General features: G+C 34.5%; 20 protein-coding genes and 1 riboswitch. Of the genes, 11 read left to right on the top strand and 9 right to left on the bottom strand.

The window, feature by feature from the left end; all coding sequences use genetic code 11:
• Positions 1 to 34 precede the first annotated feature (34 nt).
• Both alsS and mutY read left to right on the top strand, forming a co-directional pair.
• Entirely contained in the window at positions 35 to 1,714 is a 1,680-nt protein-coding gene (gene alsS / locus FC86_RS00715; RefSeq protein WP_056974108.1) for an acetolactate synthase AlsS, read from the top strand.
• Positions 1,715 to 1,723: 9 nt separating this feature from the next.
• Complete coding sequence (gene mutY / locus FC86_RS00710; protein WP_420835994.1) at positions 1,724 to 2,797, top strand: A/G-specific adenine glycosylase; 1,074 nt, start codon at positions 1,724 to 1,726, stop codon at positions 2,795 to 2,797.
• A gap of 30 nt (positions 2,798 to 2,827) precedes the next feature.
• Here the strand turns inward: mutY and FC86_RS00705 are convergent, their stop codons facing one another.
• Positions 2,828 to 4,183, bottom strand: a complete 1,356-nt coding sequence (locus FC86_RS00705) for an amino acid permease (protein ID WP_056974107.1) — start codon at positions 4,181 to 4,183, stop codon at positions 2,828 to 2,830.
• A gap of 186 nt (positions 4,184 to 4,369) precedes the next feature.
• Here FC86_RS00705 and FC86_RS00700 point away from each other — a divergent pair, with 186 nt between their 5' ends.
• The 5 genes from FC86_RS00700 (at position 4,370) to FC86_RS00685 (ending at position 7,608) form a co-directional block, all read left to right on the top strand.
• Positions 4,370 to 4,774 (top strand): iron-sulfur cluster biosynthesis family protein, encoded by a 405-nt coding sequence (locus FC86_RS00700; protein ID WP_056974106.1) that lies wholly within the window; start codon positions 4,370 to 4,372, stop codon positions 4,772 to 4,774.
• A 117-nt stretch (positions 4,775 to 4,891) separates the two neighbouring features.
• Positions 4,892 to 5,791 (top strand): YczE/YyaS/YitT family protein, encoded by a 900-nt coding sequence (locus FC86_RS00695; RefSeq protein WP_236692268.1) that lies wholly within the window; start codon positions 4,892 to 4,894, stop codon positions 5,789 to 5,791.
• A gap of 24 nt (positions 5,792 to 5,815) precedes the next feature.
• Complete coding sequence (locus FC86_RS00690; protein ID WP_056974105.1) at positions 5,816 to 6,658, top strand: YitT family protein; 843 nt, start codon at positions 5,816 to 5,818, stop codon at positions 6,656 to 6,658.
• A 67-nt stretch (positions 6,659 to 6,725) separates the two neighbouring features.
• Positions 6,726 to 6,866 (top strand): hypothetical protein, encoded by a 141-nt coding sequence (locus tag FC86_RS06630; protein WP_169790162.1) that lies wholly within the window; start codon positions 6,726 to 6,728, stop codon positions 6,864 to 6,866.
• Between the two features lie 112 nt (positions 6,867 to 6,978).
• Positions 6,979 to 7,608, top strand: coding sequence for a YfbR-like 5'-deoxynucleotidase (locus tag FC86_RS00685; RefSeq protein WP_056974104.1), 630 nt, complete (start codon positions 6,979 to 6,981; stop codon positions 7,606 to 7,608).
• A 27-nt stretch (positions 7,609 to 7,635) separates the two neighbouring features.
• Here FC86_RS00685 and FC86_RS00680 read toward each other — a convergent pair whose 3' ends face one another.
• Both FC86_RS00680 and FC86_RS00675 read right to left on the bottom strand, forming a co-directional pair.
• On the bottom strand, positions 7,636 to 8,382 hold the full coding sequence (locus FC86_RS00680) for an amino acid ABC transporter ATP-binding protein (RefSeq protein ID WP_056974103.1): 747 nt from the start codon (positions 8,380 to 8,382) through the stop codon (positions 7,636 to 7,638).
• On the bottom strand, positions 8,382 to 9,980 hold the full coding sequence (locus tag FC86_RS00675) for an ABC transporter permease subunit (RefSeq protein ID WP_056974102.1): 1,599 nt from the start codon (positions 9,978 to 9,980) through the stop codon (positions 8,382 to 8,384). Before FC86_RS00675 ends, FC86_RS00680 begins: the two co-directional genes overlap by 1 nt.
• 96 nt (positions 9,981 to 10,076) lie before the next feature.
• A riboswitch (Lysine riboswitch) is annotated at positions 10,077 to 10,251 on the bottom strand.
• Positions 10,252 to 10,320: 69 nt separating this feature from the next.
• Between FC86_RS00675 and FC86_RS00670 the strand changes: the two genes are divergently transcribed.
• Both FC86_RS00670 and FC86_RS06510 read left to right on the top strand, forming a co-directional pair.
• Positions 10,321 to 11,019, top strand: coding sequence for an NAD(P)H-dependent oxidoreductase (locus tag FC86_RS00670; protein ID WP_056974101.1), 699 nt, complete (start codon positions 10,321 to 10,323; stop codon positions 11,017 to 11,019).
• Positions 11,009 to 11,182 carry a hypothetical protein gene (locus tag FC86_RS06510; RefSeq protein WP_156403309.1) on the top strand — a complete coding sequence of 58 codons (174 nt, stop codon included), beginning with the start codon at positions 11,009 to 11,011 and terminating at the stop codon, positions 11,180 to 11,182. Before FC86_RS00670 ends, FC86_RS06510 begins: the two co-directional genes overlap by 11 nt.
• 50 nt (positions 11,183 to 11,232) lie before the next feature.
• Here the strand turns inward: FC86_RS06510 and FC86_RS00665 are convergent, their stop codons facing one another.
• Complete coding sequence (locus tag FC86_RS00665) at positions 11,233 to 12,390, bottom strand: GmrSD restriction endonuclease domain-containing protein (protein WP_082618804.1); 1,158 nt, start codon at positions 12,388 to 12,390, stop codon at positions 11,233 to 11,235.
• 174 nt (positions 12,391 to 12,564) lie between these two features.
• Positions 12,565 to 13,443, bottom strand: a complete 879-nt coding sequence (locus tag FC86_RS00660) for an aldo/keto reductase (protein ID WP_056974100.1) — start codon at positions 13,441 to 13,443, stop codon at positions 12,565 to 12,567.
• Positions 13,444 to 13,652: 209 nt separating this feature from the next.
• Here FC86_RS00660 and lepB point away from each other — a divergent pair, with 209 nt between their 5' ends.
• A complete protein-coding gene (lepB, locus tag FC86_RS00655) occupies positions 13,653 to 14,129 on the top strand; it encodes a signal peptidase I (protein WP_162257562.1) in 477 nt (158 codons plus the stop codon).
• 18 nt (positions 14,130 to 14,147) lie between these two features.
• Positions 14,148 to 15,089: a ribokinase gene (gene rbsK / locus FC86_RS00650; protein WP_236692267.1), complete on the top strand. Its 942-nt coding sequence runs from the start codon at positions 14,148 to 14,150 to the stop codon at positions 15,087 to 15,089.
• Between the two features lie 20 nt (positions 15,090 to 15,109).
• Here the strand turns inward: rbsK and FC86_RS00645 are convergent, their stop codons facing one another.
• From FC86_RS00645 to cls, 4 genes are all read right to left on the bottom strand, one after another.
• Positions 15,110 to 16,075, bottom strand: coding sequence for a hypothetical protein (locus FC86_RS00645; protein WP_156403307.1), 966 nt, complete (start codon positions 16,073 to 16,075; stop codon positions 15,110 to 15,112).
• A gap of 17 nt (positions 16,076 to 16,092) precedes the next feature.
• Entirely contained in the window at positions 16,093 to 16,929 is an 837-nt protein-coding gene (locus FC86_RS00640) for an aldo/keto reductase (protein ID WP_056974097.1), read from the bottom strand.
• 14 nt (positions 16,930 to 16,943) lie between these two features.
• Positions 16,944 to 17,774 (bottom strand): hypothetical protein, encoded by an 831-nt coding sequence (locus tag FC86_RS00635; RefSeq protein ID WP_056974096.1) that lies wholly within the window; start codon positions 17,772 to 17,774, stop codon positions 16,944 to 16,946.
• Positions 17,775 to 17,840: 66 nt separating this feature from the next.
• On the bottom strand, positions 17,841 to 19,292 hold the full coding sequence (cls, locus tag FC86_RS00630) for a cardiolipin synthase (RefSeq protein WP_056974095.1): 1,452 nt from the start codon (positions 19,290 to 19,292) through the stop codon (positions 17,841 to 17,843).
• Between the last annotated feature and the right edge of the window lie 7 nt (positions 19,293 to 19,299).

Below are 19,299 nucleotides of genomic sequence, written 5' to 3'. Positions count from 1 at the left end.
GACAACTCAACATTAAAAAATAAGAGGATTTTAAATGAAAATAGAAAAAAATGGGTCAAATGCTTTAATTCAGACCATGATTAATCAAGGAATTGATTATATTTTTGGAATTCCGGGTGCAAAAATTGATCAATTATTCAATGACTTAAAAAATTATCCAGACTCTAAAAAGCCGAAGTTAATCGTGGCTCGTCATGAACAAAATGCTGCTTTTATGGCCAGCGGCATTGGTCGGTTAACTGAAAAGCCAGGTGTGGTGCTAGTGACATCAGGACCAGGAGTATCAAATTTAGCGACTGGTTTAATTACGGCTACGTCAGAAGGTGATCCAGTTATTGCATTAGGAGGTCAAGTGCCAAGAAATGATATCTCACGATTGACACATCAAAGTATTCCTAGCCGAGAATTGTTATCAGAAGCAACTAAAAGTAGCTATGAAGTTGAAATGGCAGATAATATTTCTGAAGTTTTTATCAGTGCCTATATAGCAGCAACATCCCCTAAAGCGGGAGCTAGTTTTATTTCAATCCCACAAGATGTGTTATCGGCACCAGTTGAAAAAGAAGCGATTAAACGATTTGACTTGCCAGATGAAAATGCTGAAGCAACAACAGCATCATTAAAAAAAGTTATCAGTAAGATAAAAAATGCGGATTTTCCAGTTATTTTAGCGGGAATGCGCTCATCTGAACAGCGCGTAACCGATGCTTTACATCAATTACTTAGTCGCTTTTCTATTCCAATTGTTGAAACCTTTCAGGCGGCAGGGATTTTGTCACACAAATATGAGCATAATTATTTTGGTCGTGTCGGATTATTTAGAAATCAAATAGGTGATACCGTATTAAAGCAAAGTGACTTAGTGATTACAATTGGCTATGATCCTGTTGAATATGAAGCACGTAACTGGAATTCAAGTGGTTATCGAGAAATTATCAACATTGATACGGTTGATCCAGAGATTACTAATGAGTATCAACCTAGTTTGATTATAAAAACTGATTTAGCTAACACAATTAATAAGCTAGCTCAATTATTACCAGAAGGTTTAAAAATAAAAGCAACTTCAAATCAGATTATTCAAAAGTTGCGCTATCAATTTGATTATGAAGAATCAGATTTTAAATTCAAAAACCCTGATTTACTTAATCCGCTTCAGATTGTTGAAACATTGCAGCAATTTGCTGATGACAGTAATATTGTAACAGTTGATGTGGGGAGTCATTATATTTGGATGGCGAGATATTTTAGGAGTTATCAACCGCGTCAGTTGTTATTTAGCAACGGAATGCAGACACTAGGAGTCGCTTTGCCCTGGGCAATATCTGCTTCTATTTTGAATCCAGATAAAAAAATTATTTCTGTTTCAGGAGATGGCGGATTTTTATTCTCCGGACAAGAGCTAGAAACCGCAGTTCGACTACAGTCAAATATTATTCATTTGATTTGGGAAGATAATGCGTATGATATGGTGAAATTCCAAGAAGAAATCAAGTATAATCAAAGTTCAGGGGTAGATTTTGGACCTGTAGATTATATGAAATATGCTCAGGCTTTTGGTGCTGAGGGAATTAAAGTCAATTCGCAACAAGAACTAGCCGAAGCCTTAAACCAAGCAAACGAGATACAAGGTCCAGTTATTATCGTGATTCCTGTAGATTATAGTGCTAACATACAGTTAAAAACTAGCTTAATTGAAAATACTACCAACTAATAAGGAGTGATTGCTATCAGCTACATTGAATGGTCCGATGATACAATTAAACGATTTAGAAAAAAGCTATTAACTTGGTACGATGAAAACAAACGCGACTTACCTTGGCGAAAAGATACCAATCCTTATCATGTGTTTATTAGTGAAATTATGTTGCAACAAACACAAGTGAATACGGTTATTGATTATTATTTAAAGTTCATTGAAGCTTTTCCTACAGTTTTTGATTTAGCCCAAGCACCTGAAGATAAACTGATGGCTGTATGGCAAGGATTAGGGTATTATTCTAGAGCACGTAACATGCAAGCAGCTGCTCAGCAAATTGTTTTCGATTACAAAGGCCAGTGGCCTAAAACAGCTAAGGAGCTTGAAAAGTTAAAGGGTATTGGCCCTTATACGTCGTGTGCCATTGCCTCAATTTCTTTTGGTGAAGTAGAGCCGGCTATTGATGGTAATGCATTTCGAGTTTTTGCACGATTGCTCAAAATTGAAGACGATATCGCTAAACCTAAAACGAAAACAATCTTTTATGATATTGTCAAAAAAATAATTGATCCTAATCGACCTGGAGATTTTAATCAGGCAATTATGGATTTGGGTTCAAGCTACATGCGAGCTAAAAATCCACTTATTGAACAATCACCTGTTTATGAGTTTGATGCTAGTGGTCAAGATGGTACTTGTCTCAATTACCCAGTTAAGACTAAAAAAAAGCCGCCACAAAAGATACCTTATTACGGTTTTATTATAAAGACTTCTGAGGGTTATTTAATGGAAAAAAGACCGAAAACAGGTATTTTAGCTAATTTTTTGATGTTTCCTTTAGTCAAAAAAACTTTAACTGAAATTGAGTCATTTGAAAATTATTTTAAAAGCAATTATGCAGTAGAGATAAAAAATGCGCAGTTGAGTGATGATTTAAAAGTCATTCATACGTTTACACATCAACAATGGCAGATTAGCCTTGTTGTGGCCGATTTAGTAGCTTTTGATAATTCCAATTTTATTGAAGTTACATCTGAAGAACTAGATTATCTTAATTTGTCGGCTCTGCAAAAGAAAATGAACAAAATTTTAGCATAGAAAAAAGACTACTCATTTGAGTAGTCTTTTTTAGTTGGCTTTTTTATCATTGAATCTAATGAAATAGATGATTGTCATGATAATTAAGAACGCAACCCCAACCAACAATGATGCACGTGTAGCTGGGTTGATGAACATATAAACTAATGTAATTGCTAAGAATGCCAAAGTTACATAGTTAGTGTAAGGTGATAGAGGCATTTTGAATGGATGGTCTTTAAGTAGTTCAGGATGTTGTTTTCTAAATCTTAAATGACTGATTAAAATCACAACCCAAGGAACCATCCCTGGTAATACACTTGAACTATAAACTAGTTCAAAAATGTTGTTAGTGCCCGGGAATAATAGTGGAATGACAACACTTAAAAATACACCTAAAAGAATTCCCAATGTAATTGTGATAACGCCGATATAAGGAACATTATGACTATTCAACTTTTTAAATACTTTTGGAATTTGATTTTCACTAGCTAACGTATATGACATTCGGCTAGCACTGTAAATACCAGAGTTAGCACCTGATAAAGCAGCAGTTAGAACAACAAAGTTGATAATCCCTGCTGCAAATGTAATACCTGCTTTTTCGAATGTGGCCACAAATGGTGAACCAACTTCGTTTAAACCATTCCATGGGTAAATTGTAACAATAACAAAGATAGCCCCAATGTAGAAGATTAAAATGCGACTAACTGTTGATTTGATAGCACGCACAAGAGTTGGTTGTGGGTCTTCAGCTTCACCAGCTGTAATCCCAACTAACTCGATACCTTGGTATGAAGCAAGCACCAAGGCTAGTGCAAACATAAATCCGTTGAATCCACCAGTGAAAAATCCACCGTGTGCCCAAAGGTTACTTAATCCTGTCGCAGGATGACCTGCAAGACCAAAGAAGATAAAGATTAAACCAACGATAATCATTAAGACGATGGTGACAACCTTAATTAGTGAGAACCAAAACTCTAACTCACCAAACATTTTAACGGAGATTAAGTTTGCAATCATTAGAAGTGCAATAGCGATTACACCAGGAACCCAAACAGGTAATCCCGGGAACCAAAACTCCATATACTCACCAATGGCAATAACCTCACTCATTCCAACAACAATAAATTGAAAAATATTACTCCAAGCGGTTAAATACCCAAATACAGGATGAATATATTCAGAAGCAAATTTTGAAAATGAACCTGTAGAAGGGTCAACGTATAACATTTCACCCAAGGCTCTCATAATTAAGTACAAGAATAATCCGGCAATGGCGTAAGCGATTAAAACAGATGGTCCAGTCCAACCAATGGTTGATTTGGCTCCCATGAATAAACCTACCCCAATTGTACCGCCAAGCGCAATCATCTGCATATGACGATGTGATAATTTTCTTTCCAAGTTCCGTACACCTACTTACTATATTTTATTCATTCATTTTACATGAAAACAAAAATGCCGACAATGTTCAATTACAAAAAGTAATAAAAATAAGCAAAAAAAGCTTGTATTTAAGGACACAATCCGTTAGTATTACTTATGTAAAGGTTGTACACAACTTATATTTGTGAAAGTGAGGCGCTAATTATGAAATTAGTTATTAAGGATACAGCAAAAGATTTCTTGAAAGATAAATTACCATCAGATAAGAGACACGTTTTCTTGGCATTAGATGATGGTTCTAGCAAGTTTTCAAAAATGGGTGGTTCTTGCGCCATAGGAAATAAGTTTCAGTTTGTGTTTAGTAATCAACCAGATGATGACTATCAAAATGTTATCGAAAATAATTTTGATTTAGATTTGACTATGTCAAAAGAAGAAGAAGCCTTCTTAGGTAATGGACTGGTCTTAGAATATAAAAATGCAGCGTTAGTTTTACGTGATGATAGCGGTATTTTAGATGGTGCTGTTTCAGTAGTTGAATACACTGAACCCGCTAATGCCGACCAGTTGAAAAAAGATATGGAAAAGTTCGGTACAAAAATTTGTTAAAATAATTAACTAGCCATGCGTTGAGCATGGCTTTTTTTGTATCTTGCAGTACGAAAAGAAATATTAAGCAATTTATGATAAAATAATAATAGATTTAATAAAAAGGAAGTTGATATTTTGGATAATTCTCGACCGAAACTGACAAGAAAAATCATGCTATTTGTATTACAATCTCTAGTTTCATTTGCAGGTATAGCAGTGCTGTCTTTAGGAGCTGCAATATTGAGATTAGGTTCTGTTGGATTGGATCCGTTCACAGCAATAAATACGGGTCTTTCTGCTAAATTAAATGTAGATTTGGGTGTCTTTCAACTTGGTTTCAACTTTATTATATTCATATTTATTGTATTGCTTGATCGTAAAAAAATCGGGTTTGGCACTATAATGAATATGGTTTTAGTAGGTTTTGAAATTCAATTCTTTTATGAATCATTTAGTAACTTCTTTATTTTAACTTCAACTTTTGTTTCAATTGCTGCTGCAATTATAGGATTATTGCTGTTCACTTTGGGAAGTTCATTGTATATGGGCCCAGGACTTGGTGTTGCTCCCTATGATGCGGTAGCTCCTATTTTGAGTAAAAAGTTTCATATTAAATATAAGGTAGCACGTATTATTCAAGATTTATTGTTTATGGCAGGCGCTTTTTATTTAGGCGGTCCAGTGGGATTTGCAACAATTATTATTGCTTTCTTTGCGGGTCCACTAATTACCATGTGGAATAAACGTGTTAGTTATCCGCTAGTTCGAAATGTTAAAGAATTTGCAGCTGAGCCAACACCTAAGAGTTTAGGGAATCGCCTTGTTGCTGCAACAAAAGTTGGTTATGAAGCAGTTAGAAAATCATATGAAGAAACCTTTGAAATTCAAAAAGAAATGACGGGTTTTAGTGATGAAGAATTGCAAAACCGTATTAAAGTTGCTAAGCAAAATTATCAAGATGCTGAACGTGTTGCACAAAATTCTCAACGTCAGTATGAGATGTTAGAAAAAGAACGTGAAAACAGAAATGAATAAGTATATGAATAAGGATGGTAATAAGTGAATCAAAATAAAATAACAAAAACACTAATACGTTTTTTCCTGATTGCTGTGGGTGTTGAAATCATTGCAATCAGTATTAATCTTTTCGCAGCACCTCACAAAATCGCATTGGGTGGTGTTAGTGGAGTTTCAGTTTTACTAGATGCGGTATTTTCAATTCCTACTTACGCGACGGTTTTAGTTTTAAACTTATTGATGTTGGTCTTGTCGTATCTGTTTCTAGGAAAGAAGACAACAATTAATATTGCCCTAGGGAGTTTAATGTTGCCGATTGGATTAGCTTTGACACCAGAAATCATGTTAGTTAAAGATCCGTTTGTCAGTGTAATTGCTTCTGGCGCAATTTTTGGAGTTGGGCTAGCCCTATTGTACAGATGTAATGCTTCAAGCGGTGGAACAGCAGTGCCACCAATGATTGTGAAAAAATATTTTAGAATTAAAGAACCCATTACCTTATTAGTAATCGATTTAGTCGTAACGTTCTTCAATATTTTTGTTACAGGATTTGAAAGCTTTGTAGTTGCCACTATAGCGTTAGTAATTTCTTCTGCTGTTATTGATTACATTGAAACCGGCCTAGATAGAAAAAAAGTGCTTTATATTATGTCGACGGAAAAAGAAAATGAAATAAGAAAAGCTATTTTGGCTTATGGAACGACAACGACTATATTTGATGTAACAGGTGGTCACAGTGGTGATGAAAACCGCATGATTATGGTAGTTATTGAGAGTAATGATTACTTTGCTTTATTAAGTATTTTAGAAGATATTGATCCTAAGGCTTTTGTTTTAGTTTACAATGCCTCGGAAGTTCATGGTGGATTTTCATTAAAAGATTAGGTATACTTGATTTTATTCCTGATTTTCTATATTATAGACTAGAAAGATTAAAATAAGGAGAGATATTATGGGACACAACAAAAGAACAAACGTGCACGTCGGCGTAGGTAATGACCGTCGTCCAGTAAATAGTACAAACTTGAAAAAACGTTTACAAGATAACTTAGATGTTATTAACTTTTTGAAATCAAGAAAAGATAACGCCTAATAAAGAGCGATGATATTTTATGATATCATCGCTTTTTTTTAAGCAAAAGTTGAGTTTATGGAACAGGTTTGATAACATAGAAAAAATTTATCAAAAAATAGGAGGATATTTTATGGGAATGCATGCATACTTACAAGGATTGAACAACTTGGAGACATTGAATCGAGCACCGGGGTATTTTCAATACCAACAACACTCTGTTTCTACACACTCTTTTAGAGTGACGCAAATGGCGCAAATGCTGGGCGATTTAGAAGAAATTTCAGGTCATACGATTAATTGGCGCGTACTCTATGAAAAAGCCTTAAATCATGATTATACAGAGCGTTTCATTGGCGATATTAAGACACCTGTTAAATATGCAACTTCTGAATTGCGTGAGTTGATTGCGAATGTTGAAGATTCAATGACTGAAAGTTTTATTAAAAGTGAAATTCCACAAGAATTACAAGAACGTTACCGTAGACGATTATCTGAAGGTAAAGATGAGACGTTAGAAGGTCAAATTTTATCAATTTCAGATAAGATGGATTTGTTATATGAAGCGTTTGGTGAAATTCAAAAAGGAAATCCACAAGAAGTTTTCATGGAAATTTACCGTGAAAGTTTACAAAGTATCAAAAAATTCAATCACTTGTATAGTGTGCAGTACTTCTTTGAAAATATTTTACCTGAAATGTTAGCAGAAGACTTTCCATTTAGAACAAGAGTAGTAGAAGTTACTAATTTAATTTTAGAATAAAAAAACACCGCTTGAAGCGGTGTTTTTTTATTGGTTCAAATAACGTTTTAAGAACTCTTTTGTACGAGCTTCTTTTGGATTGTTAAAGATTTTTTCTGGTGTGCCTTCTTCAGCCACCACACCTTTGTCCATAAAGACAACATGATCTGAAACATCACGTGCAAAAGCCATTTCGTGAGTTACCAGAATCATAGTCAAACCAGTATGTGCTAATGCTTTCATAGAAGCAAGCACGTCTTCAACCATTTCAGGGTCAAGCGCACTGGTAGGTTCATCGAACAATAGGACATCTGGTGACATTGAAACGGCACGAGCAATCGCAACACGTTGTTTTTGTCCACCTGAAAGTTGAGCAGGTTTTGCCTTGATGTAAGGATCCATACCAACTTTTTTAAGTTGTTCCATAGCCATTTCTTCAGCTTCTTGTCGTGAACGGCCAAGAACAGTCGTTTGGCCTACAATACAGTTTTCAAGAACGTCTAAGTTGTTGAATAAGTTAAAGGATTGAAAAACCATGCCGACTTTGGAGCGGTACTTGGTAATTTCAAAACCGTTACCTAAAATGTTTTCACCTTTGAAGTTAATTTCGCCATTAGTTGGATCTTCAAGCAAGTTTAAACATCTTAGTAAAGTTGATTTACCAGAACCGGAAGAACCAATAATGGTTACAACTTCACCCGGTGTAACATCTAGTGAAATATCTTTTAAAACAAGATGATTTCCAAATTTTTTCTCTAAGTTACGAACACTAATAATTGAGTCTTGGTTAGCCATTAGTTTTTCACCTCTCTTGAATTAGAAGTCACTTGTTCTTGATTAGCCATTAAATTGTAATCTTTAGGACCATTTAATTTCTTTTCGATAAGTCTGAAGATACGTGTAATTGTAAAGGTTAGAACTAAGTAAATAAATGTAATTGTTAGGTAAGTGTGGAAGAACTGGAAGTTTTGTCCAGCAATTGTTGAACCTGTGAAGAATAGTTCAGAAACTGAGATGATGCTCAAGACGGAAGTATCTTTGATGTTAACGATGAATTCGTTAGCAACAGAAGGTAAACTGTTACGAACAGCTTGAGGGAGAATGATTTTTCTCATTCGTTGGAAGTGATTCATTCCTAAAGCACTTGCAGCTTCAAATTGTCCTTCGTCAGTTGAAATAATCCCACTACGGATGATTTCAGAAAGGTAAGCCCCTGTGTTAATTGAAACAACAATTAAAGCAGCTAAAGTACGGTCTAAGTTAAGCCCAAACATTTGAGCAGCACCGTAGTAGAATACAGCAGCTTGCACAATCATCGGTGTTCCACGGAACAGTTCGATATAAACAGAAGCCAGGAAACTAGCAACTCTAGTCGTCCAACGTTTACCACGCGATTTAGCAAGTGGAATCGTTCTGATAATTCCAACTAACAAACCAATGAAGAAACCGACGATAGTTCCGATTAATGAAATGAAAACTGTCATAGCAGTACCACGAAGTAACATAGCACCATATTGTTGCCAAATATTGATGAACCAATTACCTTCAGTCGCAGGTTTTGGCTGACTGTGAACGGCTGTTGTCATCATTTTATCACGTTCATCTTCGGGAATAGTTGCTAGAATTTCGTTAACTTTTTCAAGATTTGAATCACCTTTACGTAATCCAATTGCACTTTGTGTTTCTGAAGGATCTAAATGGAAACCTTGTCCTCTTTTGAATTCAATCATTTTAAGATTTGGATTAGCACTTGAAACGCTAATGCCTTCCGGCTTTTCAGAAACGTAACCATCGATAGTTTTTGATTCAAGAGACACACGCATTGCTGAAAAGTCTTTCATAGCAGGTTCTTTGATGGCACCTTGAATTTGTTCGATAGCATCATAATGGAAAGTTCCCAGTTGTCCTGTGATCTTAGCACCATTAAAGTCAGCTAAGTTAGTTGCGTTAGCGTATTTGCCAGTACTATTCACAACCATTACAATATTTGAGGTGTAGTAAGCGTTTGTAAAGTCAATAGCTTGGCGACGTTCAGGTGTTGGTGACATACCCGCGATAATCATATCGATTTTGCCAGAAGTTAGAGAAGGAAGTAATCCATCCCATTGGGTTTTAGCAACCACAACATTTTTTTTACCAAGTCCAGCGGCAATTTTTTTAGCCATTTGAACGTCATATCCATTGGCATAAAGTGATTCTCCGTCAATTTTGACAGCCCCATTAGAATCATCTTGTTGTGTCCAGTTGTAGGGTGGGTAGTTAGCCTCCATTCCGACACGTAAGGTATCACTTTCTTCAGCGTGCACTTGGTTGCTGGAAAAACCGGCTAATCCAAGAAGCATGATAATAGCGGAAAAGAAAGTTAACAGCGGGTTAGCTTTCAGATTTTTCATAAAATTACTCCTTCATTTTTTAAATTTACACAATAAAAAAAACCTTTAAATAATAAAGGTTTTGAGGCATTATGAAATAAATTATTGGTGATTAAATAACATAATAGCACTCCTCAGATAAACTGAGACAGTCCTAGCCGTCTGTCGACTAGGCCCAGAAGACTAGCAGTGTAGTCTGCTAATGTTCTTCGGCGAAAATCCTGCTACAATTGGTCAATGTGAGCTACCCACTCGCAATTATTTAGTGATTACCGCAACCTCTATTGCATTTCTTATTAAATTTACTTACATATGATACCCTTAGAATAGATTATTGTCAACGAAAACCAGGAGGAACACCATGAAAGTCCAAATTTTTGTTTCGCACCCCGATGTTAATAATTCTGTGACACAACAGTTTTTCAAATCAACACTCGCTTTGGCAGAGGCAGATGTTGAGATAACGGTTCTCGATGAAGAACTTCATTCAAGTCAGCAATTTAATGTTGCTGACCATCAAGAAAAAATTTTAGCTGCTGATCATGTCATTTTGCAATTTCCATTATATTGGTATTTGGCACCTTACTCACTTAAAAAATGGCAAGACGATGTTTTCACTAATCGATTTATCAATGAGCTGAAAAAAGTCAATCAATTGAAATCAAAAAGCTTATCTCTAGTGATTAATACAGGACAACCTCAAAAGGATTTTCAACCCGGCAAAAAATCACAATTTAGTTTAAATGAAATTTTAAGACCTTATCAGGTTTTCGCAAATGAATTAGGATTTGATTACTTAACACCGTTTATTGTGTATCAATTTGCTTATTTAAATGAGCAAGAACAATACCATTTGTTGGTTGATTATTTGATTCACGTAGAATTAATTAATCCAAGTTTTGTTGATAAAGGTCAGTATTTATTAAATAAAGTCAAGCAAACGATTGAATTAGATGCAAAAATCCAACTGCAGGCAGTTGTCGATACCTTAGAAGAACAGCTAACCGATTATAAAGACTTACGTGAAGCATTAGATGAGGTGAAAGATAATGAAGAATGACTGGATGAAAGCCATTATTGAAGAAGCAACAAAAAACGAAAACAACTACGAAAAAAGAGCATTATTGAGTTATCTCAATCAATTTCAGCATCAACTAGAAGTGCGTCACGATTTAGCAGAAGGCGAATTAGATGGTCGACTCTGGAATCATGAACAATGGTAACTCCTATAAATTTGTTAACAGGCACTAGATTTCGTAATTTTTATATATGGTTATAATTTTAATAGATTGGAAAAAATATTTCGTCTATCGGTATTTGTCTTATTAATAAAATTAGTTGTCAGAACCCAATTTACTAACAAATCTTCATTTACATTTTTTGACTTATTATGAGCATAGTACCCCGCTAGATAAAGGATATAGTCCATTCTATCAATTTTAGAGTATAACTTTTTTGTTTTCAATAGAGCTAAGGCTTTGTCTAAATCATTTAATGTTTCATTTATAATCATTTTTAATGTGTTTGAATCTAATCGAGCTAGTTTTTTTTCTTTTGTATCAGACGGTATCGGACAAAAGTTATTAGAATGAGGAGTTTTAAGATGAACTTCTAGTTCTGGTGTTAAAAGGGCAACAGGATAAGAAACGTTGGTAGTGTAAGGTTTAAATAAGTTATCCATATCTATTTCCGCAATTTTTTTACTAAAAGGTTCAGCATATTCACGATATATATCGAAATCATTAGATCCGAGTTTGGCAAAAGCCATCTGCAATGCAGTTACCTTACTACCAGCATTATTTAGAACCTCGAACCATTCGATTTGTTCTTTTTCAATCATACGATTAGCAATATGTATAGTATAACTGTACTGTGTTAATTTTGTTCTTACTTTAGCTATAGTACTTATATCTTTAAATGACTTAAATCCCGAATTGTCTAAATAATTTGTTAATTCCTCTTCATTTTTGTTTAGTAAGATACCAACAGGAATTTGATAATCATATTTTGAGTTATCTTTAACTAATTTAAACCTTCCTTGGTTTGCATCGAGTACAATATTTTGAACAGATTCGTGATTTATATAGGCCTTATAGTTTGTAGCCAGACGTTGTTGACCATCAATTATGGAAAGAGTTTCATTTGAGAGTTTATTACTATCAATAATTTCTCTGTTAATAAGATCGACTTGGTTTACTTTGTTATCATACGACAGTTTGTTGAAAGATATAGGGGCAACTGGTGCCTTACCAAATAACTGATAATTGAAAAGACTTACCATTTTTGATTCTGGCCAGCTTAGATTTCTTTGGTAGATGGGAAGGACAATTGTGAGGTCATCTATTTGTTGATTCAAAGTGGATATATTACTACTTTGACTTTGTTTTGTTGGATCAAAAGAGCAGCCTTGCTCTAGCTTGTTTGATATCATTTGAATTTTCTCCTTTGTATTTATAAAACAACTTTAACCTTAGCTGCTAAAAATGTCAAGAATTAAAAAAGTTGTAATATCAGCTTTTTTATATTTATATATATAAAAATATATTTAGCAGCGAAAAAAGAACATATCCGTAAAACGGATATGTTCTTTTTGAATATAAATTATTTAGTCGCCCCATTCTTCAACAGCTTCGTTGATTGAGCCGCCTTCCCATGAAAAGTCATTGTACCAAAGTGAACGTTTTTCTTGGTTCATGCTGTATAATTTTTGCATATCTTGAGCAGATAATTCAAAGTCAAAGATGTCAGCATTTTGTTGGATACGTTCTTCATGAACAGATTTAGGAATTGTGATAATACCGCTTTGGAAGTTCCAACGTAAAACAATTTGAGCAACTGTTTTGTTGTATTTATCAGCAATTTGTTTTAGTTCTGGGTCATTTAAAACAGCGCCACCGCCAAGAGGTGACCAAGCTTGTAAATGAATACCATGTTGTTGGTTGAATGCTAAAATGTCACGTTCTTGAATTAGTGGATTGTATTCCATTTGGTTAACAGCTGGAATAATTGTTGCGTGATCAAGTAAGTTTTGCATACGTTCGTTATCAAAGTTTGATACACCAATTGCACGAGCTTTACCAGCTTTGTAGATTTCTTCAACTGCACGCCATGTATCCACGTATTTACCGGTTACAGGCCAGTGAACAAGTAGTAAATCAACGTAGTCAGTTTGTAGACGTTCTAATTGACCATCGATTGCGTCAAGTGTTTCTTGGTAACCTTGGTCACCACCGAAAATTTTAGTTGTTAAAAAGATGTCTTCGCGGGTTTTACCAACAGCTTTAAGTCCTTCAACAAGACCTTCACCAACACCGCGTTCATTTCCATATTGTTTAGCAGTATCAAACATTTCATAACCATGTTTTAAACCTAGCATAACTGCTTCTTTTGCTTGAGTGTTGTTAGATTTCCAAACACCAAGTCCCATTTGAGGAATACTTGTACCATTATTTAAAGTGATACGTGTAGATAAATCGAAACTCATAAATAAAATCCTCCTTTATATTTTCAATTCTATAAAAACATTTTAGGTAAATAATTTCAAATGAAAATTATGAATTGATAAGCATTTATAGAAATTTTAATTATTTATCACGGAAACTTCATATTAAGTTGATAGGATAAACTTGATAAAGTAGGTGAAAAGTTGTGTATTCTTTTTTGAAATTTTTGCTCAAATTGGGATTTGAAATTATGATTTTAGGTATATTTTGCTGGTTTTTGTTTACCCAAGTCATCAATATCGGTATTATAAAAGGGCAATCAATGGAAAAAACATTGTATGACGGACAATATACTATCTCTTTAAAGATGATTAAGCCAAATCGTGGCGATATTGTTGTTATTAAAGCACCAGATAATCCACAACTACGCTATATCAAGAGGGTTGTCGGTATTGGTGGCGACACAATCCAGGTTAAAAATAATCAATTATATATCAATGGACAGTTAACAAAAGAGCCATACTTAACTCCTGATGCTAAAACAGAAGATTTTATTTTAGGTGATTTCACAGGTAGAGCACACGTTCCATATGGGTGCTACTTTGTGATGGGAGATAACCGTAGTAATTCATTGGATAGTCGTTCTTTTGGTTATATAACTCCAGATAATTTGGAAAGTGTTGTTAAATTCGTGATTTTTCCATTTCAAGATTTTAAAACAGTTTAATATCGAAAGAGGAATAAAATGATGACTAAAAAATCAATTGCTGTGGTAGGTAGTTTAAATATGGATGTGATACTTCAAATCATGGAATTACCGGAGGCCGGTGAAACGATCCAAACCCAAAAATCTATTTCATATGCCTTTGGAGGTAAGGGTTCTAACCAGGCTGTTTCTTGTGCAAGAAATGGTACTCAAGTTTCCATGATTGGCTGTCTAGGGCAAGATAGATATGGCGAACAGTTTGAAAAAATGCTTCAAAAAAATAACGTAGACACACGATTTGTGAAGCAACTGGCTAATGAAAATACAGGACAAGCTTATATTTTGTTGCAAAGTTCAGGTCAAAATTCTATTGTGGTATCTGGTGAAGCTAATCGTTTATTAACCACTGAAATGATACAAGACAGCTTGCCTGTTATTCGGGATTCAGATTTTGTTTTAGCTCAATTTGAAGTCCCACTAGCTGCTATTGAAGAAAGCTTTGTTTTGGCTAGAGCTAATCAATCTAAAACAGTTTTGAACCCAGGTCCTGTTATTGAAGGAGACTTTGAGCATTTATATTCACTAACTGATATTATTATTCCAAACGAAACTGAAAGTGAAAAATTAACAGGAATTAAAATTATAGATGACCAAACCCTAAGAGATTCTGCAGAATTTTTTCACCAAAAAGGAGTCAAAGTTGTCATTATTACACTCGGCGAATTGGGAGTATATTACTCAAACAGTGAAAATAATCAAACAGGTAATGTTGAAGCACATGTGGTTAAAGCAATTGATACCACAGCAGCTGGCGACACTTTTATTGGAGCTTTACTATCACAATTAGATTTTAGTTTTTCTAATTTGGAATCGGCTATTTCATATGCAAACTTTGCGTCATCATTAGCTGTTCAAAAATTGGGCGCAGTTGATTCAATTCCGACGGAAGAAGAAGTTAAATCCAAAATAAAAAAATCTTAGCTAATTTAGCTAAGATTTTTTTATAAGGTACTATTGTCGCGCAGACAATAGTTTATATTGAACTTTGTAAAGAAGTCTTTTGGTGATAACTGATAAAGCACTTTCATATTTTCTGGGCTCATATCGATATTTTGGATAACAAATGATGACTGCTGATCAGTTTTATCAATACCAACTAAGTATGTGGTGTTTTGCTGGCTAATTAGTTCACTTGGATTCCACAATTCAAATAGTTGAGATAAATGTTGGTGGTTGAGTTGTCGCTCTGATAAAACAGGTGACACAGTCATTGTTTGATTTAAGGCAGGCAGTTGAATACCCATGTTTTGGTAAAATTCTGTCACAGCATTGAGACCTTTGATGATGGTTCCACGCAACTTACGATTGGTGTCAATTGTGTTTTTGTGCATAGCTTTTAGAAGCTTTTCAGCAGCATCAAATGCTAATGGATAGGTATGATGTAAAGTCGTATTGCGTGTTTTGAAACCTTCACAAAAGATAAAAGTATCCAAAATTTGTAAAGTGCGAGACAATTTCAAAAAAGCACTGTCTGTTGGCTTTTCTTGGGGGATAACATCTAGTACGCGAGTTAAGATAGCTTGTTGTACTTCATAAGTTAAGACATCCAAATCTTTTAAATCTGGTATTATGATTTGATGAAGAACACAGGTTGTTGTAAAATCGCCAACTTCACTAACAACTTGAGATAAGTTATCTTGATTCAAAGGAAAAGCTAACCCAGAACTTACAACATTAAGACCGTGTTGTTTAAGATGAAGTAACTCATGTGCGACACAAAAATTAATGAATTCTTTTTTTGGAACATTGATTTCATAAGTATTGGCGCTTATAGGTTTAGTGAATGAGGCTTCTGGGTCTAAGCCATCTTTATGATCATCGTTGATTTTGATAAGTAGTTTTGCTTTTAATAATGTTTCAACTTCAGTTAATAAAGCTGCGACATTAGGATATAAATCAGTAGTCAACATGTTTCTCCTTGTTATTAAAATTCTTCATATACTGCAGGATTTTGGTTTTTTTGACGACCATCCGGTCTGTCTAGCTCACAAATACGTGTCACTTCTTGTGGCGATAGATTGAAATCAAAAATATTTTGGTTTTGTTCTTGTCGATTTTTTGAACTAGATTTTGGAATAGCAACCACATTTAATTGAAAAATCCATCTTAATATAACTTGATAGATAGATTTTTCATATTTTTTTGCTAGCTCTTGTAAAATAGGTTCATCGCTTACTAAAGCGGCTCGATGTAACGGACTCCACGCCTGTGTTACGATATTATTTTCTTCATGGAATTCACGAAGTTCAGGCTGTGAAAAATAAGGGTGTAGTTCGATTTGATTAATAGCTGGAAAGACGCCTGTTTCTTCTTTTAATTTAGTTAAGTGCTCGGGTAAAAAGTTGCAAACACCAACTTCTTTAATCAATCCCTCTTTTTTGGCATCAAGTAATGCTTTGAAGGCTTCAACGTAAAGGCCTTGTTTTGGATTAGGCCAGTGAATTAAGTAGTAGTCGATATAATCAACATCAAGATTTTCAAGAGATGTTTTAATTGCTTGCTTAGCATCATCGTATTTTTGAAAACGTCCGGGTAATTTTGAAATAATTTGAATTTCTTGGCGATTAATACCGCTTTGCTTGATAGCTTGACCTACTTCACGTTCATTTTGATAGTTGTATGCTGTATCAATTAATCGGTAACCACAATCTAGAGCAGACTTGATACTTTGTATACCGTCTTCTTGTGTTAATTTATAAGTTCCAAATCCTAATGCAGGTATTTGGGTATCATTATATAGTGAAAAATTAGGAATCATCATAAAATCTCCTTAGTTTAGTTTAGTTTATCAGGCAAGCTATTCTTGTATGAAATCGTATTGGGTTGATTGGTTGATAAACTAGTTAAAATTGTAAAAGTACTGTTAGTTGAATAAGGTATTTGAATACCGGGAGACCCATCATCAAAAGATATTAAGATTGTAATCGTTTTATTTTGAGTATTTACTGAAAATTTACCAGATTTAATTTTAACCATTTGATTGTTAAACTCTTCAAAACTGCCATCCGGATTATAATTAATGTAATCGATAGTTTGACCGTCACTAGAAATCCTAGTCCAGGTTCCAATTAAAGACTCAGAGGCATACTGAGGTGCATATTTAAGGCTGTTAGTCATATAAAAGTTACTGGCCACAGGCGCAACATCGGTTGACCTTGAAAACGTTCCCAAGTTATCGACAGAAACTTTAGTATCACCTTGGTTAAACCTAAAATACAGGTAGGTTTCTCCAGAATGTTGTGCAAAGTAGGTTAACTTTAATAAAATAATGTCCTCATACTCACCAGCAACTAGATAAGATCCCGAAGCCTGATAGTCTTCACTTTTATAAGTATATGTGCCATTGTCCTTAAACGAAAATGACGTGTTAGAACCTGACCAATTACCAATAAAACCGTGATGGTTAATTTGGATTAAGGCATTTGATGAGGGATTATTAATTGCGGACGAATTAGATTCGGATATAATGTCTTGGCTCATGTTTGCAACTTCCAATTCTCGTTTTTGGCCTAAACTTGAAATAATCACAAGTAACAGTCCAGCTAAAACAATTATAGTGGCAAATATGGCAAGAACGATCTTCTTTGATTGACTAAATTGGCGCAATATATAACCTCCCTTCAATACTATTGTTTATTATCTCTAAAAATCCCCTATTTGTAAAATGAGGTTTTAAAGAATAGGGGACAACAGGCGTGATACTTGCTGTTTGAGCTTTAGTGACTGAGATTGTTGATTAATCATATTTTGCGTGAGTAAAGTGCAATCTTTCATGTCATGTTTAAAATGCTGTGATAACTGCCGACTTATTTTTTTGTCATAAAAGAAAGCATTAGCTTCAAAATTAAGCATATAACTTCTAAAGTCCTGATTCATGGAACCAACAGTTGCAAATTTATCATCAACAATAACAGTTTTGGCGTGCAAAAAGCCATTATTGTAGATATAAATTTCGATGCCGTATTTAGTTAAATAGTTAGCATAATATTGTGTTGCACGGTAAATAAAAGGGTGATCAGGTTTACATGGAATCATTATTTTGACATCAATGCCAGACCTTGCTGCAATAACTAAAGTTGAAATCATCGAATCATCAGGTACAAGATAGGGTGTTTGAATCCATATTTTATGTCGTGCAATATTCATTAAGCGAATAACGCCGTTTTTCAAAAAATCTTCTTCCTGTTCAGGACCGTCAGAAACAATTTGAATAGCTGTATTATCACGACTAGTTGAACTCGGATTTGGAAACAAATCCTGTCTAAAGACGATTTTATTTTTGTTATCTTGGACAGATGCATTAAAGTCTAGAACGAATCTTTCTTGAAGAAGTAAAGTAGCAGGGCCTACGATTCTGACATGCGTGTCACGCCAGTAACCAAATTTTTTCTTGCGACCTAAATATTGATCACCTACATTAAATCCACCAGTCCATCCTATTTGACCATCAATTACCACAATTTTACGATGCAGATGGTAATTAAGACGATATTTTCTAATCATATTTCGTGAAGTAATGAACGGAACGACAATTCCACCCAATCGTTCAAGATTATCAAAAAAACTACTACTGTTACCAACAGATCCCCAAGGGTCATAAATTAGCTTAACTTCAACCCCTTCGCGTGCTTTGTCTTCTAGTAACGTGATAAAGTCATGGCCAATTGCATCGTCATAAAACGTATAGTATTCGACATGAACACTATATTTAGCTTTGATAATATCTTTAAATAACTTTTTAAATTTAGAAGCGCCATCGGTAAAGAAATTAACATCATTTTTTTTTGACAGCGGGTTTTTATAATCATAGTTGAAGTAGTCAATAACCAAACGTGCATCTTGAGTCGTGTCGTTTGGGTTATCATAATTAAGGCTTTCTTTTTCGAGTTTCTTTGCAAAATCTAACCCAACTTCTTTTTGGGCACTGATTGACATTAAATTCTCTTCGGCTAAGCCGCGTCCAAAAAAAGCATAAAGTAAAAATCCTAAAACTGGTAAAACATTTAACAAAATCAACCAAGCCCAAGTCGTCGCAATACTCCTTGGGCGTTTGAAGACTAAGTAAATAGAAAAAAGTGTATTAAAAAAAAGTAGTATAAAAATAAGCGGTTTTAGAAAATTCACGTTAAAA

The organism is Holzapfeliella floricola DSM 23037 = JCM 16512 (assembly GCF_001436605.1).
GTDB lineage: Bacteria > Bacillota > Bacilli > Lactobacillales > Lactobacillaceae > Holzapfeliella > Holzapfeliella floricola.
The sequence above is the reverse complement of the archived record's forward strand: the minus strand, read 5'-3'. Positions and strand labels throughout refer to the sequence as shown.

Coding starts and splice junctions, on each gene's coding strand:
- alsS (WP_056974108.1), top strand. CDS start 35: ATGAAAATAGAAAAAAATGGGTCAAATGCTTTAATTCAGACCATGATT.
- FC86_RS00700 (WP_056974106.1), top strand. CDS start 4,370: ATGAAATTAGTTATTAAGGATACAGCAAAAGATTTCTTGAAAGATAAA.
- FC86_RS06630 (WP_169790162.1), top strand. CDS start 6,726: ATGGGACACAACAAAAGAACAAACGTGCACGTCGGCGTAGGTAATGAC.
- FC86_RS00685 (WP_056974104.1), top strand. CDS start 6,979: ATGGGAATGCATGCATACTTACAAGGATTGAACAACTTGGAGACATTG.
- FC86_RS00680 (WP_056974103.1), bottom strand. CDS start 8,382: ATGGCTAACCAAGACTCAATTATTAGTGTTCGTAACTTAGAGAAAAAA.
- FC86_RS00675 (WP_056974102.1), bottom strand. CDS start 9,980: ATGAAAAATCTGAAAGCTAACCCGCTGTTAACTTTCTTTTCCGCTATT.
- FC86_RS00670 (WP_056974101.1), top strand. CDS start 10,321: ATGAAAGTCCAAATTTTTGTTTCGCACCCCGATGTTAATAATTCTGTG.
- FC86_RS06510 (WP_156403309.1), top strand. CDS start 11,009: ATGAAGAATGACTGGATGAAAGCCATTATTGAAGAAGCAACAAAAAAC.
- FC86_RS00665 (WP_082618804.1), bottom strand. CDS start 12,390: ATGATATCAAACAAGCTAGAGCAAGGCTGCTCTTTTGATCCAACAAAA.
- FC86_RS00660 (WP_056974100.1), bottom strand. CDS start 13,443: ATGAGTTTCGATTTATCTACACGTATCACTTTAAATAATGGTACAAGT.
- lepB (WP_162257562.1), top strand. CDS start 13,653: ATGATTTTAGGTATATTTTGCTGGTTTTTGTTTACCCAAGTCATCAAT.
- rbsK (WP_236692267.1), top strand. CDS start 14,148: ATGATGACTAAAAAATCAATTGCTGTGGTAGGTAGTTTAAATATGGAT.
- FC86_RS00640 (WP_056974097.1), bottom strand. CDS start 16,929: ATGATGATTCCTAATTTTTCACTATATAATGATACCCAAATACCTGCA.